Source organism: Enterococcus sp. AZ141, assembly GCF_051714385.1.
GTDB classification, from domain to species: domain Bacteria; phylum Bacillota; class Bacilli; order Lactobacillales; family Enterococcaceae; genus Enterococcus_D; species Enterococcus_D entomosocium.
In genome coordinates this window covers 2174554-2192304 of sequence record NZ_JBIORT010000001.1, presented here as the reverse complement: position 1 = coordinate 2192304, position 17751 = coordinate 2174554, and the positions used below count along the sequence as shown (strand labels likewise).

At 42.7% G+C, this 17751-nt stretch carries 13 protein-coding genes; 4 read left to right on the top strand and 9 right to left on the bottom strand.

Annotated features, from left to right (window positions below; all coding sequences use genetic code 11):
- Window positions 1–3: 3 nt before the first annotated feature.
- Both IGI89_RS10170 and IGI89_RS10165 read right to left on the bottom strand, forming a co-directional pair.
- Window positions 4–738: an ABC transporter permease gene (locus tag IGI89_RS10170; RefSeq protein ID WP_429961421.1), complete on the bottom strand. Its 735-nt coding sequence runs from the start codon at window positions 736–738 to the stop codon at window positions 4–6.
- Window positions 735–1454, bottom strand: coding sequence for an ABC transporter ATP-binding protein (locus IGI89_RS10165; RefSeq protein ID WP_252708477.1), 720 nt, complete (start codon window positions 1452–1454; stop codon window positions 735–737). The genes IGI89_RS10170 and IGI89_RS10165 overlap by 4 nt, the downstream gene beginning before the upstream one ends.
- A 96-nt stretch (window positions 1455–1550) precedes the next feature.
- Between IGI89_RS10165 and IGI89_RS10160 the strand changes: the two genes are divergently transcribed.
- Genes IGI89_RS10160 through IGI89_RS10150 form a run of 3 tightly spaced genes read left to right on the top strand, consistent with a single transcriptional unit; the run spans window position 1551 to window position 3732 of the window.
- The gene (locus IGI89_RS10160) at window positions 1551–2303 is read left to right on the top strand and encodes a polysaccharide deacetylase family protein (RefSeq protein ID WP_176257005.1); all 753 of its coding nucleotides are present in this window, start codon (window positions 1551–1553) and stop codon (window positions 2301–2303) included.
- Entirely contained in the window at window positions 2300–3277 is a 978-nt protein-coding gene (locus IGI89_RS10155; RefSeq protein ID WP_438735613.1) for an ABC transporter substrate-binding protein, read from the top strand. Before IGI89_RS10160 ends, IGI89_RS10155 begins: the two co-directional genes overlap by 4 nt.
- Before the next feature lie 50 nt (window positions 3278–3327).
- Complete coding sequence (locus IGI89_RS10150; protein ID WP_194188430.1) at window positions 3328–3732, top strand: arsenic metallochaperone ArsD family protein; 405 nt, start codon at window positions 3328–3330, stop codon at window positions 3730–3732.
- Between the two features lie 21 nt (window positions 3733–3753).
- Here IGI89_RS10150 and IGI89_RS10145 read toward each other — a convergent pair whose 3' ends face one another.
- Entirely contained in the window at window positions 3754–4413 is a 660-nt protein-coding gene (locus IGI89_RS10145; RefSeq protein WP_194188412.1) for a YczE/YyaS/YitT family protein, read from the bottom strand.
- A 92-nt stretch (window positions 4414–4505) separates the two neighbouring features.
- On the opposite strand from IGI89_RS10145, the gene IGI89_RS10140 reads away from it, so the two are divergent.
- Window positions 4506–5177: a cyclic nucleotide-binding domain-containing protein gene (locus IGI89_RS10140; RefSeq protein ID WP_194188413.1), complete on the top strand. Its 672-nt coding sequence runs from the start codon at window positions 4506–4508 to the stop codon at window positions 5175–5177.
- Between the two features lie 122 nt (window positions 5178–5299).
- On the opposite strand, the gene IGI89_RS10135 is transcribed toward IGI89_RS10140, so the two are convergent.
- The 6 genes from IGI89_RS10135 to IGI89_RS10110 all read right to left on the bottom strand — a co-directional run bounded on the left by IGI89_RS10135 (window position 5300) and on the right by IGI89_RS10110 (window position 17426).
- Window positions 5300–6742, bottom strand: a complete 1443-nt coding sequence (locus IGI89_RS10135) for a glycoside hydrolase family 32 protein (protein WP_252708479.1) — start codon at window positions 6740–6742, stop codon at window positions 5300–5302.
- A 43-nt stretch (window positions 6743–6785) separates the two neighbouring features.
- Window positions 6786–8162 carry a PTS transporter subunit EIIC gene (locus IGI89_RS10130; RefSeq protein ID WP_086297404.1) on the bottom strand — a complete coding sequence of 459 codons (1377 nt, stop codon included), beginning with the start codon at window positions 8160–8162 and terminating at the stop codon, window positions 6786–6788.
- Between the two features lie 146 nt (window positions 8163–8308).
- Window positions 8309–9304: a LacI family DNA-binding transcriptional regulator gene (locus IGI89_RS10125; RefSeq protein ID WP_252708481.1), complete on the bottom strand. Its 996-nt coding sequence runs from the start codon at window positions 9302–9304 to the stop codon at window positions 8309–8311.
- A gap of 203 nt (window positions 9305–9507) precedes the next feature.
- A complete protein-coding gene (locus IGI89_RS10120) occupies window positions 9508–9852 on the bottom strand; it encodes a DUF7006 family protein (RefSeq protein WP_061054418.1) in 345 nt (114 codons plus the stop codon).
- 169 nt (window positions 9853–10021) lie between these two features.
- Complete coding sequence (locus IGI89_RS10115) at window positions 10022–15706, bottom strand: MucBP domain-containing protein (RefSeq protein ID WP_438735612.1); 5685 nt, start codon at window positions 15704–15706, stop codon at window positions 10022–10024.
- 241 nt (window positions 15707–15947) lie between these two features.
- On the bottom strand, window positions 15948–17426 hold the full coding sequence (locus IGI89_RS10110; protein ID WP_139960053.1) for a helix-turn-helix domain-containing protein: 1479 nt from the start codon (window positions 17424–17426) through the stop codon (window positions 15948–15950).
- Window positions 17427–17751: the final 325 nt, after the last annotated feature.

The window sequence follows — 17751 nt, the reverse complement described above, 5'->3', positions numbered from 1 at the left end:
TTTCTAAGATTGCCGGTAACGGCAAACCACTCTTTCCAACCAATCGATACTGGCAAAAAGCAGATAGCCCATCAAAGCAATCAGAAGGATCCCGGAAAGCATTTGCGGGTAGTCCATTTTTGACCACGCACTTAAGATCAGATAGCCGACACCATACGTCGTGTTGTAGTTTTCGGCAAAAAAGAGGGAAGCCAACGCAATCCCGATACTGACCCGCACACTGGCAAAAAGTGCGGGCATGAGTGCGGGCAAAATAACGAAGCGCAAGACATGGCGCCATTGATTGGTATAATTTTTCATGACCTGAAAGTAAGCTGACGGGATCTTTGTGACTGCATCACGAATCGAGACGATCACTTGAATGACGATTACCGCAAAAATCAAGAGAACTTTTGAGAGATTGCCTAAGCCAAAGAAAATCATAAAGACGGGTAAAAACGCAACTTTAGGAATCGGATATAAAAAGTAAAGCAGTGGACCAAGCAGCCGATCCACTCTTTGGGATCGCCCAATCAAGATTCCTAACGGCACCCCGACTAGCAACGCCCCACTCAACGCCGCAAATACCCGCAGCAAACTGGCACCTGCGTGGATCAGTAAGACTTCTCGTAATGCCCAAAAACGTTCAGCGGTTTCTAAAGGATTAGGCAACGAGCGATTGTTGGTCACCCAGCTTACACCCCACCAAACCACGACAAACGAACAGAAGCCCCAAACAAAAGATTTGATGGGTTTCATTGCCTCGCCTCCCTCATTTGTTCTTTCAACTGCAAGACGACTTCATAAAAAGCCAACGAGTCTCGTTCCTGCTGGCTGCCGTAAAATGGATTACTGATCGGCGTAACGCCCTGATCTTTTAGCAGCAAAATCGTCTGCCCCAAAAACACTGCCTCTTCTGGATCGTGGGTCACCACAATCAAGCTGTTTTGTCTACGCTGCTGTTGGGCAGCGATCAGGGCTTGTGCGTTTGCTTTGGTTTCTTGGTCTAGTGAAGCAGTCGGCTCATCCAATAATAAAACATCGGGCTGTGTGATCAGTCCCCGGCCCATGGCGGCCCGCTGTTTTTGACCGCCGCTAAGCTGATGCGGATAGCGGTCCTGCACCTGCGTCAATCCCAACTCAGCCAAACAGCTGGCGACCCGTTTTTTACGGCGCTCACTGGGCGTTTGATTGATAATCAGCGGCATTTCCAGGGCTTGGTAGACTGTTTGCCAAGGAAACAAATGCAGTTCTTGGAAAACGACCTCGATGTTATCAGGGGAACAGCCTTGGTAAGTGATCGTGCCCGATTGCGGTCGCTGCAACCCTTTGATCAAGGATAAAAGCGTGCTTTTGCCAATCCCCGATTCTCCCAGCAGCACATAGGTCGTTCCTTGTTCAAAACAAAACGAAAGATCCTTAAAAATGACGGTTTCCCCATACGTAAAGGAAACGGAATCGAATCGAATACTCATCAGAGAATAAACTTCTTTCTTCAAATTATTTGTGTTGGTTTTCACATTTTATGCTATACTATTTTTTGCGTGATTGACAAGAAAGGATGGTTTATGATGTTTCAGACCCTCGTATTTCATGAAATACGTCCCGAAGCAGAACTTTATGATCAGGTACGCCCGATCAAAGTCGCAGACGGCTATCAAGATGCCTTGCCTTTGCCCTTATTCAATAGCACTTCTCATTTTAAACAACAAATCGACTTTTTGAAAGCAGAAAATTACCATACGTTGACCCTTGCAGAAGTCAAAGATTTTTATTTCCGGCAGCAGCCGCTACCAGAAAAATCCGTGTTGCTGACCTTTGACGACTGTTATCAATCAATGAAAGAATATGCCTACCCACTGTTGAAGGAAGCTGGTTTCAAGGCCACTGCCTTTGTCGTGACCGGCTGGCTTTTTGATGCCCCTCAGCCTTACGAACCAGAAGTTTCGCGGACATTGAGCAGTGCCGAATTAGCCGAAATGAGCGATGTCTTCGAATATGCCAATCATACCGCTCATTTTCACGAACGCAAGAACCAGCAAGGGCGGTCAATGTGGGAAACACCGGCAGCCTTTGCGCAAGACTTACGAAGCTGCAATCAGCACGTGGCCATCAAGGATGTTTTTGCCTATCCCTTTGGCTTTTATGATCAGCAGACGATCGCAACACTAGAAAATGAAGGCTTTGTTCTGGCATTTACAACCAAACCAGGCATCAATACGACAAAAACCAAGCCAATGGAACTCCATCGGGCAGTCATCCCGTTCTCACTACCAATGGCTGCTTTTGAACAACGATTTAGAAACGAGGAAATGAACCAATGAAAAAAACGATTTTAGCAAGTGTCCTAGCACTATTCGCTGTTGGCGCTGCCGCCTGCGGCAACACTGGCGAAACAGCAAGTACCAGCAATTCCAGCACTAGCAGTACAGAAGCTGCGGTAACGGATCAAACATTGACGATCGGGGTGTTACCAGCAGAATCAGCGATTCCGATCATTCTAGCAAAAGAAGAAGGCTTTTTCGAAAAGCAAGGATTGACTGTGGAACTCAAATCCTTCACTTCCCCGAATGACCGCAATGTGGCGGTGCAGGCAGGCGAGCTGGATGGTACCATCAGCGATGTCATGACAGAAGCGACCTTCAAGCAAAACGGCATCGATATTACGATCACTTCTGATATTTTGGAAAACTTCAAGATTCTCGCTTCACCGAATTCAGGGATCACTGAGATGAAAGGGTTAGCGGATAAAAAAATCACCCTTGTACCGAATTTCATTTTAGAATACATCATGGATCAATTTGCACAAGAAAATGATTTTACTTATGACATCGTGGATATCGCTTCTTTTTCTGCCCGTTCCGAAGCATTGCTCAATGACCAAGTCGATGGCGCTGTTTATACGGAACCGCAAGCCAGCATGTTGGCTGCCCAAGGGGCGATTGTTTTAGGCAGCTCTAAAGAAGCTGGCATCAAAGGCGGCACACTGCAATTTATGGACGAAGTCATCCAAAATCGCCCGCAAGACCTAACAGCATTTTATACTGCTTACAACGAAGCCATTGATTACATGAATGCTCATTCAGCAAAAGACTATGCCGACATCTTGGCAGACTATCAATTTCCAGATGCTATGAGTACTTACTTAGACAGCCAGGAAGACTATCCTTATGCCCAAGCTGTACCGCAAGAGCAATACGACGCGATCATTGCTTGGACGAAAGACAAAGGACAAATCGACAAAGCATATTCCTACAACGAGTTGACCAATTTCGATTTTTTACCCGCTGACGAATAAGAAACAACAAAAAAGACGCAAATGCGTCTTTTTTGTCTTTTCACTTCTTTTTGACACTCTTTTTTGCTCGTGGCAAGAAATTCAGGTATACTTTTGACAAATCAGCTGCCATGAAAGGATTTGATTTAATGCCAACGATCGCTGTTTATGCCGACCAGAAAGAAGATACTTGGGAAGCACACTTGACTCACCAGTTAAAAATAAATGAAGAAAGGACCCAGGCTCATCAAACATTCCATAACGAACCTTTAACGATCGACGAATACTTCTTTACAGAAGATCCTGCCCCTTTTCATACGAATCAATCCGTCAAGCAGCAATTAGCAAGCAATGGCCGCAGCTGTCTGCCACTCGTTTATGTCGACGATCAGCTATTTTGCCAAGGTCGCTTGCCAACGATCCGTGAATGGGAACAATTGACGAAATCTGGGATCACTGTGCAATTTGATGCGTAAGATCAAAAGGCGTTGAAGGATTTACCCTTGACGCTTTTGCCGAGTCGGTATTCCCAAAGTCAAATCACGTTCCTTCGACCAAGCGATGGCACCTGACAGCAAAAAGAAACTAATGACCGTCCCTTCCCTCACCGCTAGCGGTAAGCCCAAACTGATCGCTAGCAAGAGTGCCCCCGAAATACAGACTGCATCAACACCATAACGGTACTGCTTAAATGTCCAACGACTGCTTTGCGCCAGCAAATGACAGCAGTGCTCGATTGGAAATTTCAAGACCTGCAACCGTAAGACTTGCCCCGTCGCCGTTCCAGAAATCAAGATCCCACCGATCAAAGCAGCTAGTTGGCTCCAATAATTCGTCAAGTGCAGCGATGCCAAGAAATAGTAAACAAAGCCATTGATCAAATAGCCGAATGCCAGCAAAGCGAAAAACATAATCAAGTACTCACTGCCTTTTTGTTTGAGGGACGTCTGCCGCCGATCCAATAGCCAACAGGCAGCTAGAAAGCCCAAGTTGATTGCTGTTGTGATGGTGCCGACTTTGATTCCTGACATCGTTGCCAGCGTGACATTCAAGGCATTAAAACTACTGACCCCAACGCTGGCTTTAATGGTCAAGCTGATCCCGAAAGCACTCAGCCCATAAAATATCCCAGATCCTATCCATTGCTTTTTATTCATTTTTTCTCCCACACTTTCGTTTTTGCTTTTCTAAGTATGTGCTATACTGACTAAAAACAAATAGGAGATTTCTCCTGGTTTGGAGGAAAAAAGTGAAAAAAACCGCTTATGCCTTGGCAATAAAGCAGGTACCAATCAAAGAAAGCTGCCCCTTGCCGATTCCTGAAGAGATTTTACAACAAAGTGCCCTCTGGACCTTTGATCATCGAGAAGCGATCCAAAAAGAAACGATGCCGATGTCGGTCTTTTTTGTCCTATTGACTGGCAAAGCCAAGATCATTCAAACGCAAGAAAACGGCAAACGTGCCTTGCTGCAGTTTCTCCATCCTGGTGATTGCATTGGCGATCTCACGTTGATTGGCGCCGAAACAGTACCAAAAACCGTGGTTGCGATCGGTGAAACAACATGTCTGGGCATTCCGATGAAAGCAGCAGCCCACGGGCTCATGCAAGACCTGGCTTTCGTACAAACGCTAGGCAAAACTATCGGTGAAAAATTGCTGCTGCGTATGGATCATTTTTCCGTCAATCAAACCTATCCCTTAGCATGGCGCCTTGCCCAGCTACTGTTGGAAGCTTCGATCGATGAACTTTTTCAAGAAAAATTGACGGAGACCGCCGAATACTTAGGCGTGAGCTATCGCCATTTGACGTATACCTTAAAAGATTTCAAAACGCAAAAACTAGTGGTCAAAACTGCTGACGGCTATCGGATCGATGCGCCTGCGCTGCAGACCTTTATCCAAAACCAACAAAAGCAGTAGTAAGCAAAAACGACAGCGAAATAGTTGGTATGATACACCCCCTAAAAGCCAGAGAGAAAGCTGACTTTTAGGGGGTGCAACAAGAAAAACCAACTGTTTGCTGTCGTTTTCGGATCGTTGCTTTATTTTTTCGCCAATGCCCAGGCATTGACACTAACCGTGCCGGTTCCGCTGAGAGCGATCGCCTCGGTCCGTTTTGGATACACGCGAGAGGTCAAACAATATTGCCCGCCATTTAGGAAGATCTCAATCGAAGACGTATCGACAAAAATCTGCAGCTGCGTCAGTTCATCGACCTTGACACTGCGCTGTTTACGACCGTAGCCAGAAACGCCATGATGGATCGTGAAGACACCAGCTTCATAAGCCAAAGTCGTATCTTGCAAAAGTCCAAGCTGGAACTGCTGCAATGGGGCTTCCGCCGTAACTTGCAACTCATATGCCAATTCATCGAAAGACAAGTGCTGCGGTTTCTCTGAAAGCACAATTTTTTGGCTGACTTGCTTGTCTCGCAATTTTTGGAATTCTGGCAAAGGTTCTTGATACAACTGGTCATTTTTGACCGAAAGCTGTCTTGGCAGCGTTGCGGCATGCTGCCAGCCGCGAGGGATCGTAGGATTGCTGTATTCAGGACTGGTATCCCCTAGCCCCATCCAGCCCCACAAGATCCGACGTTTCTGCTCATCTTCAAAGGTTTGCGGGGCATAGAAGTCAAACCCATAATCAAGTTCACGAAACGCAGAAGTTTCTTTAAACGTCAGAGTCTCCCAATCCACCTCACCGATCAGATACCCTGATTGATGAATATTTTGGTAGACATGTTCTTTGGCTGCCAAGCCTTGCGGTGAGAAGACCAACACATCTTTGCCATCTAAATGGAAGTAGTCTGGGCATTCCCACATGTAGCCTAGAGCATAGTCCTCACCGAAAAAGATTCCTCGATAGGTCCATTCATTTAAATCCGTCGATTCATAAATCAAAATTTTGCCTTCGTTTTCCAACGTACGCGCGCCTAGCAGCATATAGTAGGTGTCTTCATGGGCAAAAACCTTTGGGTCACGAATATGATCGGTAAATCCTTCAGGGTAGTCCTCATGAGGAATCACGACTTCTTGCTTTTCGACGGTATAGCCGTCTTTGCTGATTACATGGACCGTGTTTTGTTCTCGTCCACTAAAGGTATAGTCATGATCACCAGGATGTTTGACATTCCCCGTATAGAAGAAATGGATCGCGTCATTCTCGATAAAGGCAGAGCCCGAGTAGACCCCGTCTTTGTCATAGTCGTGTTCGGGAGAAAGAAACAGCGCTTCTTCTTGAAACGTGACATAATCCGTCGACGTTTTGTGTCCCCAGTGAGGTGGTTCCCCGCCATGGGGCGTTTGCGGTACATATTGATGGTAAAAATGAACCACGCCTTTGAATTGGCAAAGACCATTCGGGTCGTTCATCCATCCTGTTTCTGGCATCAAATGATAGTTCAAGCGCCACGCATCAGCACTGATTTTTTCTGCTAATTCGTTTTGTGTTTGGGCAAGCTGTGCCCAGTATTCCTTCGTTAACAATGCAGTACCTCTTTTCTCTTGCCGATGAACAGCAAGGGATTATTTATTGATTCAACTCTTTGGCTAGCGGTTTGCGCTGCAATTGGACACCAGCAAAACCGACTGCAAAGGCAATCAAAATCACGACAACGTATTTCAGCATGGCACCGAAATCTCCAGTATACAACAACAGTCCTGGTATAAAAGTGATGCCCATCCCAGTGGCAGCTAATTGGAAGACATACGTCGCAAACCCGCCGACTGCGCCCCCCAGCATGCCTGCGCCAAAAATCCGCATCGAGCGTAAGTTGACCCCAAATAGTAAAGGTTCAGTGATCCCAAATAAGGTTGGAACCGCCGCACTGATGGCATTTGAGCGTTTGACTTTGTTTTTATAAATAAATGCCGCAGCGATCGCAGCCCCGAATTGTCCCGCCATACTTGCTGTACCTAAGACTTGTAGGACGTTTTCGCCTGTCGTATTCAATAACCCTAACTCAATAATACTTAACGAATGGTGCAATCCAGTGATCACGATCACTTGCTGAACCCCTCCGTAAATGATATAACCGATGCCCAATGGCGCTTGCACCAAGTAGACGATACTGTTGATGACTGCTCTTTCAGCTACTTGCAAGATTGGTCCTAAGGCAAACAAAATCAAACCTAAAGTAATGACGATCGTTAAGAATGGTGTCACGATCAAATCCATCATTTGTGGAACAAATTTACGGAACCATTTCTCTAGCTTAGAAACTAAGATCCCGACAATAATTGCTGGAAAAATCGACCCTTGATACCCAGAGATCGATAAACCGAATAAGTGCAATGGCTCTGCATCCCCGCTGGCAACTGCCCAAGCGTTCGGCAATTGCGGTGCCACCATCATCAATCCTACCACGATCCCGATGATCGGATTACCGCCGAATTTTTTCGTCGCACTATAGGCGATCAAAACAGGTAAAAAGGCAAACGCTGTATCCGTTAACATTTCAAACATAGCTAACCAGTCAGCACTATAGGTGACCCCCAACTCGGTCAATAATCCCCGAATCCCCATCAAAAGCCCCGTCGTTACCAAAGCTGGAATCAATGGCACCAAGACATCTGACAACGTGCGGACAACTTTTTGGACGGGTGACAGATTCGAATAAACATCATCTTTGAAGCCAGCTTTTTCAGCGGAGGCGTCATTGCCCATTTCTGCTGCGAAGGCTTGATAAACTTCATTGACTTTTCCTGTTCCAAAAATGAACTGATGCTGTCCCGTGTTGAAAAAATAGCCCTTGCTGCCCTCAACTGCTTCCGCTTTGTCTTTATCTACTAACTGATCGTCTTTCAAAATCAAGCGCAAACGTGTGGCACAGTGTTCAAAGTTTTTGACATTTTCTTTGCCGCCAACAGCTTCTAACACTTGGTCGATCGTTTTTTGTTCCTTCATTTTTCCCACTCCTTTGATCGTCGGTTCATTTGTGGAACCGGTTCTACATTTGTAGATTAACAGAAACCGCTTGCAATTGCAAGCAAAGAAAATAAAAAAACAGAACGCCGCAACTGGACGTCCTGTTTTCTCTAAAAATGTTTGCTTTATTGCTCCTGCTTGTCAAGCTTGGCAGTCGACTGTTTGACCACTAATCGATTCGGCAATTCGATCACTTCAGGAACCTTTTCCCCTTGCGTCAGTTTTTGGATCGTTAAGACGGCATCGATGCCTAACTGGACATAGGGATATTGGGTCGTTGTGATGGTCGGATAGACATAATCCGTCGAATCATAGCCGCCAAATCCGTTCAAGGAAAAGTCTTTCGGCACTTGGTACCCTAGTTCATGGGCGGCTTTCAATACAGCAACAGCAATATTATCGGTAGCACAGGCGATGTACGTTGCCGGTTGATCTTTCAAGAACACAAGGGCTTTTTGGTACGTTTCTCTTCTTGAAAAAGACGTTTCGATAAAGTCGGCTTTGACGTTGGGCGTTTGTGCCAAGACATCAAGAAATCCTTTTTTTCGCAAGACACCTACCGCATAATCATTTTCGCTGACCCCAACAAATAAATAACGTCGGTGGCCAGCGCTGACTGCATATTCTGCCATGGTTTTGCCCGCTTGATAATCTTCATGGACGATGGAATGAATGCCAGCTAACTGTTGGCCCAACAATAAAACCGGCATAGGAACCTCTGCCAGCACCGCTTGCAGCTGCGGCGTGATTTTGCGCGCAAAAAGGATCATCCCTGCTACTTTTTGTTTGACTAGCATTTCGATATTTTCTAGTTCCCGTTCATCGCTTTGATCGGAGTTGGTGATCAGCATTTGATAGCCGTTTTCCCGAGCCGTCGTATCGATCCCTTTTAACACATCATTTGTCGAGGGCGAATTCAATCGAGGAATGATCACGCCCAGCAATTTCGTGTCTTGGGCTTTCAGCGATCGAGCAAATGTATTGGGGCGATAACCAGTTTCAGCAATGATCTGATCAATTTTTTTGCGCTTTTCTTCACTGATATAGCCATTGTTCAGATAGCGGGAAACCGTACTTTTCGCTACTCCCGCCTTTTCAGCAATGTCCTTGATCGTTGTCATGATTTCCCACCTTTGCATTTTCTTTTATTATAACAATAACTGAAAGAAAAGCGCAGGTTTTGCGTAAAAAACAAATAGGAGGGAAAGATCAAGTATTTTTTTCATCTCCTAATGCTAAGTGCTGATAAAAATAATTGCAGACAAAGTATTGATTCAGATATCTTCTTTTTTACAAGTACTAAGATCAATAAAAAAGAGTGTCTTCAGCAGACATTAAAAACGATTGAGTTTTTCGTTTCCATACTAAGATCATACCCACACAATTCTTTAAAATAATTTTTATAGTCGCTCTCAATAATTCTTATGATGTCGTTGTCTGAAAACTCCTCATACTTAGATAAATCAACTAAAAGGCCCAATTTTGCATCAATCCCAAGAATTTGTGGAATAACCTCCCAAAAGGTTTCTTTCGAAATTGCTTCAATTAGTTGATTTAATCGTTCTACTTGTTTTTCTAAATAGTCTTCTAGCGTGTCTTTCTCTCTTGGCAAACGATCTATCTCTTTTTGAAAATAATTGACATACTCTTTTTTCGTCGCAAACAACATTTTCTTATACTCCTCTCCGCTCTTACTGATTATTCTCACATACCATAAAAGGACTACGCATCCCTTTTCATTTATTGAATACTCTATTTTGTAACTAGTTTTAGATTTGAGAAAGCAGCAAAACCTTCATGGGCTTTGCTGCTTTTTTTAATATTGACTAATGTAAGTCTTACCTGTCTTTATTTTTCTTTTTGTCAAAGATAATGATTAAGGTAATTAATAGTAGTAGTGATCCAACAATGAGCATGATTCGTTGCCCCGCCATCATTTCCCCAGTATGGGGAAGTTTTGGATCTGCAGGATCTCTTTTGTCATTTTCTGGATTCTCTTTTTCAGGCGAAGTTTGTCCACCATTATTTCCTTCTTTTTGATAGACATAAATCACTTTTTGGACGTCATTCGTAAACGTTCCAGAGGCGTTGGTTGGTATTTCCATCACGGTCCAACCAGAAATTTCTTTTGGCTTGCTTTCATATGGCATGTCGACTTTCCCAGTTAGAATCGTTGGCTTCGATAGTTGATTCCCTTCAGTATCCTCATACTTAACTATCACTGGTGCCGCATCAGAGCGATCATAAAGGTAGATCACTTCCTGTGGGTCTTCGCCAAAAATCCCATGGGCATTGCTTGGTGCCTCTGGCACATACCAACCTGGAATTTCTTTTGGTTCGCTTTCGTATGGCAGACCAACTTTTCCGCTTAAGATCGTTGGTTCTGACAGTTGATTTCCTTCGGTATCTTCATACTTGACCGTCACTGGTGCCGCATGGGAGCGATCGTAAACATAGATTACTTCCTGTGCGTCTTCGCTAAAAATTCCTTGAGCATTAGTCGGTGTTTCTGGCACATACCAGCCTGGAATTTCTTTTGGTTCGCTTTCGTAGGGCAGACCAACTTTTCCGCTTAAGATTGTCGGTTCCGACAGTTGATTTCCTTCGGTATCTTCATACTTGACCGTCACTGGTGCTGCATCCGATCGATCATAGACATAAATTACTTCCTGCGCTTCTTCGCCAAAAATTCCATGAGCATTGCTTGGTGTCTCAGGCACATACCAGCCTGGAATTTCTTTTGGTTCACTCTCGTATGGCAGACCAACTTTCCCGCTTAAGATCGTCGGTGTCGACAGTTGATTTCCTTCGGTATCTTCATACTTGACCGTCACTGGTGCTGCATCCGAACGGTCATAGACATAGACCACTTCTTGCGCTTCTTTTCCGAAAATTCCATGAGCATTGCTTGGTGTCTCAGGCACATACCAGCCTGGAATTTCTTTTGGTTCGCTTTCGTAGGGCAGACCGACTTTCCCGCTTAAGATCGTCGGTTCTGACAGTTGATTTCCTTCGGTATCTTCATACTTGACCGTCACTGGTGCTGCATCCGAACGGTCATAGACATAGACCACTTCTTGCGCTTCTTTTCCGAAAATTCCATGAGCATTGATTGGTGTCTCAGGCACATACCAGCCTGGAATTTCTTTTGGTTCGCTTTCGTAGGGCAGACCGACTTTCCCGCTTAAGATCGTCGGTGTCGACAGTTGATTTCCTTCGGTATCTTCATACTTGACCGTAACTGGTGCCGCATCGGATCGATCGTAAACATAGATCACTTCCTGTGGGTCTTCGCCAAAAATCCCATAGGCATTGCTTGGTGTCTCAGGCACATACCAGCCTGGAATTTCTTTAGGTTCGCTCTCGTATGGCAGACCAACTTTTCCGCTTAAGATCGTCGGTGTCGACAGTTGATTTCCTTCGGTATCTTCATACTTGACCGTCACTGGTGCCGCATCCGATCGATCATAAACGTAGATCACTTCCTGTGGGTCTTCACCAAAAATTCCATGAGCATTACTTGGCATTTCTGGCACATACCAACCAGGTATTTCTTTTGGTTCGCTTTCATATGGCAGACCAACTTTCCCGCTTAAGATCGTCGGTGTCGACAGTTGATTTCCTTCGGTATCTTCATACTTGACCGTCACTGGTGCCGCATCAGATCGATCATAGACATAAATTACTTCCTGTGGGTCTTCGCCAAAAATCCCATGAGCATTGCTTGGTGTCTCAGGCACATACCAACCTGGAATTTCTTTTGGTTCGCTCTCGTATGGCAGACCAACTTTTCCGCTTAAGATCGTCGGTTCCGACAGTTGATTTCCTTCGGCATCTTCATATTTGACTGTTACAGGTGCTGAATCCGATCGAGCATAAACATAGATCACTTCCTGTGGGTCTTCACCAAAAATTCCATGAGCATTGCTTGGTGTCTCAGGCACATACCAGCCTGGAATTTCTTTTGGTTCACTCTCGTATGGCAGACCAACTTTCCCGCTTAAGATCGTCGGTGTCGACAGTTGATTTCCTTCGGTATCTTCATACTTGACCGTCACTGGTGCTGCATCCGAACGGTCATAGACATAGACCACTTCTTGCGCTTCTTTTCCGAAAATTCCATGAGCATTGCTTGGTGTCTCAGGCACATACCAGCCTGGTATTTCTTTTGGTTCGCTTTCGTAGGGCAGACCGACTTTCCCGCTTAAAATCGTTGGTTCCGACAGTTGATTTCCTTCGGTATCTTCATACTTGACCGTCACTGGTGCCGCATCCGATCGAGCATAGACATAAATTACTTCCTGCGCTTCTTTTCCGAAAATCCCATGAGCATTGCTGGGTGTCTCAGGCACATACCAGCCTGGTATTTCTTTTGGTTCGCTTTCATATGGCAGACCAACTTTCCCGCTTAAGATCGTCGGTTCCGATAATTGATTTCCTTCGGCATCTTCATATTTGACTGTTACAGGTGCTGCATCCGATCGAGCATAAACGTAGATCACTTCTTGAGGTTCTGCGGTAAATATTCCAAAAGCGTTACTCGGTGTTTCTGTCAAGAACCACCCTGGTATTTCCTTTGCTTCAGTTTCATAAGGAAGTCCTATCGTACCGTTTAAAATTGTCTCAGTCGACAGTGGATTCCCATCGACATCCTCATATCGAACTGTAACTGGTTGTGCTTCCTTTTTTTCCCACACATAAGTACCAGTCTTGCTTCCGTCATATTCATGAAAAAAGTTAGTTGGTGTCAGGGTTAAATGTTCGGTGGAAAGATTCCCCTCAAGGTCTTTTTCAAAGATCCAATTACCTGTATACAGTTCAGCAGGCATCACATTCTCTGGCAAAGTAGGACGGAGATTTTCTGCTAGATGTAAAAAGGTCGTCTTATCTCCTAAATGTAATCTTTTGAGTCCATTCATTCCTCTAAACATCCCACTAGCAACAGCAAATGCAGAACTAGAAGAACCAACATTTGTGGTGTCCCAATTTGATAAATCCAATTCTTCTATTTTCGGTGTTACTTCAAATAAGTTAAACATACTGGTAACGCTTGAGGTATCCCAATTTGACACATCTAAATGAAGTAAGTTTCTTGCTCCCCCAAACATACTCATCATGTTTTCTATATTTGAAGTATCCCAATTTGAAACATCAATCGTAGTCAATTTACTGACCCAATCACCGGTCAAATTATTATAGAACATATAGTCTGTTCGTTTTACTTTAGAGGTATCCCAATTCGAGACATCGATTTCTGTTAAACTAGCAGTATTTTGAAAGACCCCCTGCATTCCTTCGACTTTAGAGGTATCCCAGTTTGAGACATCCAACTTGGTCACTCTTCTAACACCATTAAACATATTATTTATATTCGTAACATTACCTGTTTCCCAATTCGAGACATCCAGCTCGGTTAACTGATTCACATTTTGAAACATAAAGAACATACCAGTGACATTGGAGGTATCCCAATTTGAAACGTCCAATTCAGTTAAGCTGCTGTTTCCATTAAACATATAGTTCATGATTGTTCCATTAGATGTATCCCAATTTGAAACATTCACTGAACGTAATGCGCTAGCGCTATGAAACATGTAACCAAAGTTTGTTACATTCGAGACATCGATTTTCTCTGCATTCTCGATAGTCTCCAGACTTGTTAATCGTGTATCAAGGGTATGACCAGAAAACATATAGGCTGAATTGACTGGAAAAATGACCGTACCATTTACAACAATTCGAGTAACATTTCTATAAGTTATTCGCCAAGGGGATGTGGCTGGCGTGCCAGCTGTTCCTTCTTCTAGCACAACTGTTCGAGTTTCCTCATCCCATGTCCAAGGAACGGTTCCCCATGTTCCTCTGACTAATGAGTCTGATCGCTCATAGACATAAATGACTTCCTGTTCTTCTTCAGTAAATCTACCTGATGCATTGGCTGGTGTTTCTACAACAGACCAACCGGGAATCTCTTTTGGCTCACTTATGTATCGTTCTCCTACCTCCCCATCTAGCATGTCTGGTTCAGATAACTCATTCCCTTCGGTATCTTCATAACGTATAGTCACTGGTGCTGAGATTAATCTTTCCCAAACGTACGTTCCTGGGTTAGTACCATCATACTGATTCATAAATTCATCAGATGAAGCATAAGTTACTGGAGTTAAACCATTCTCCCCTTCATCATTGATACGCTCTATCCATCTTCCAGAGTAAGGTAGACCTGCATTGATCCTTGGCAATCTAACGTTTGAAGCAAAGACTGATTTCTCACCTAAGGTCAGCTCACGTAGAGATTGAGTTGATTCAAACATATTATTTGTATTTGCAACATTCGTTACATCCCAGCTCGAAAGATCAAGACTCGTTAACGCTCTAGCCGAACTAAACATCCTCAACATCGATGAGACATTTGACACGTCCCAGTTTGACACATCAATCGTGGTTAATGAAGTCGCTATTCCAAACATATCCGACATGTTTGTTACACTCGAAACATCCCAACGTGAAAGATCCAAGCTTGTGAGAGAGTTAACCGCATTAAACATCAAGCCCATATCAGTTACACTGGAAACATCCCAGTTTGAAAGGTCTAAGTCGGATAGGGATCTGGCTAGACCAAACATGCTACGCATATTCGTCACGCTTGATACGTCCCAACTTGCAACATCCAAACTCGTTAAAGACTCTGCTGAATTAAACATTCCTCCCATATTTTGTACATTTGATACATCCCAATTTGACACATCTAAGCTTGCTAAAGATCTGGTTTGTCCAAACATTCCATTCATGTCCGTCACATTCGATACATTCCAATTTGATACATCAATATTTTTTAGTGTAGTAACGCCATGAAACATGCGATCCATGTTTGTCACATTTGACACATCAATATTTCCTGCATGCTCAATCGTCAGCAAATCAGTTAGACGTTCTGCTGCTTGCGCTTGCGGTGATCCAAACAACCATGAAACGTCTTCTGGAAAAATAACCTTGCCATTAACAGAAATTTGAACAACATTCGTGTAGGTTTTCCAAGGTGCTGTGGCTGACGTGCCGGCTGCCCCTTCTTCTAACGCAATTGTTTTCGTTTCCTCATTCCATGTCCAAGGAACGGTTCCCCATAGACCTTCAGCCACTTCTCCTGATTCCTCTTGATTGACTTCCGCCTTACTATCTAAACTAGCTTCACTGGATTCATCCTTAGAAGAGCTTTCAGATGTTTCTGCCTCTATACTGGTTTCTGTTTCGCTAGGGTCCACAGATTCAGTAGTATCTAAACTCTCTTCAGTAGGTAGCGTCGATTGTTCTGCATCTGTCAATCGACTCTCTTCAAACTGCTCCGTACTCCCCTCCGTTTCTTCAGCTGTAAAAGCTTCACCAATAGAAAGATCCGTCATTTCCTGATTATTTTTAACCCTGTCATTTTGGGAAACATCTACAACTGTATTTGCTAATACAGTGATGGGATGTCCTAATGCCATTGTAATGACCAACATAATATACCCTAACTTGCGTATCACTTTCCTAACACTCCTATTCTTTTCGCTTCAATTTCTCAAATCATGATCATTTATTATTCAGGCAGTCACCTTCGAATCCGCATAGTCATAAAAGGAAACTAAGTTCTAAAGAAGAGTATATAAGGTTGCTTTTGAATAAAAAAATCGTATTTTTCACCCTGGGGGGAAATACAGCATAAAAAAGCCTATTCAAAAGGCTTTCCCTGCTTTTGAATAGACTTAAAATATGTTTATTATTTAATTATTTTATAAGTTCGAACATTTGAGGTTCGACTGTTCTGAATAATAGTTCCCAGTCCTGTTTATCAGGTACTGTTTTTAATAGTAACCAGTTGGTACTTAGATTATACTCTGATAGATATTCACTATAATTCGTGACAACTAGATCAATATCTTCTTGATTCAAAAAATCTTCCGTCAAAGCAGGAATCGTAATGAAAAAGATTTGATGCCGATCACCAAAATATTGAAAAATTCGAGATTTTATCATTTGACAAACATATAGATCGCCCTCTAATAAAAAAACAATTTTCTTCCTTTTGTATAACCATTGTTCCCGCAGTCTTTCTGATAGCAATGTTAAGCTAGTCGCCATATCTTCCAAAAAGTCTTCTGTTAGATCTAATTTAAATAGAAAGGAGCGCAGAAAATGGCGATTTTTCATGTATGATTCTTTACATTCAAACTTGGTTTTTTCTATAATCTCAGACATTATTTTATTTTGGACCGGAGAAATCAAGTGATTGATATATCTCGAAAGGAAAAAAGCGTCGAAAACCCAAAATAGTTCGGTTGTGTGTAATTCTGGAAAGTAGTTTTTTAGATAATTTTCCGTTAGATCAGTTAAAGAATCATTTAATTGTAACAGTTCACAAAATAGTTTATCTTGATCGACTCGATCAAAAGGACGCTTGGCAATAGTAGCTAAATATAACCAACAAAGCTCGTTTGCTCCTAATTCAACTTGATAGTTCTTTTGAATTCTTTGCTGGATCAAAAGTAGATTATTGGAGTCCTTGCTATTCATTACATTTTTATAAAGCTTTGATGGTACTTTGATTGTTTTTCCTTGTCGTACTCGCTCAATAGCAATATATAGACTGTAATAAAATTCAATCGGCGAAGTACCTGTTCCAACTGATGCTTCAGTTAACTTCGATAAAAAAGTCTGATAGATTAATCCATGAATCTCTTTAGGAGGAACCAACGTGTGAGGGGTCATTTCTCCTTCATAATAAAAGTCTTTGAAAAATTTTCGGATGTTTGCTTCATCACCTTTTAAATCAATTGGAGTAAGTGATAGTTTTAAGCCGTATTCTTTAAGAACCGGCTCAATTCGTCTCAAATAGCGTCGAAAAGACGTTTCAGAAAGGTGAAAACGGTCAATCAATTCCGCTACATCCTCTAGTTCACCATAGAAAATATTCCCTAACAATTCAAACAGAATTTCATTTTGCAATAGCTTTTCTTTTTGTTCAATAAATCGTAGGGAATTCTTTTTTTCGAAAAGATAGCCATTATTGGTTGAAACAATTTTAGCACTATCAGAAAAATATTCTTTTAACTTGTTTATATCAGTTAAAATCGTCCGTTCAGAAACTTCATTTAGTTTAGCTAATTGGCCTTTGGTCGCTATTTGAGTGCGTTCAAAAAGGTTTAGTATCCGAAACCAACGAACAGTTGTCGGGTCAGCAATAAACTTCAGTTGTAAGTTTTTCATCTACACACCTCCAATTCAAATCAAAATCACTATACCTATCTTAACATTGTATATTCATTTAATCATACCTTATTTGATCTATGATATGTGAAAAAATAAGCTAAAAATATCCATTTCCTATAAACTATTTCTATTTAATGATAATTTAAAAATAATTAAAGTGAAGCCAAACAGTATATTAAACAGCTACCACAATTTTAACAAGATATTATAATGAAATAGATCAGTTGAAGAAATTGTAAAAAATAAGAATGGAAAACTGAAACAACATCTCTCAGGATATTTTATATTTCACCTTAAAGCTAAATATGGTGAAAAATTATAA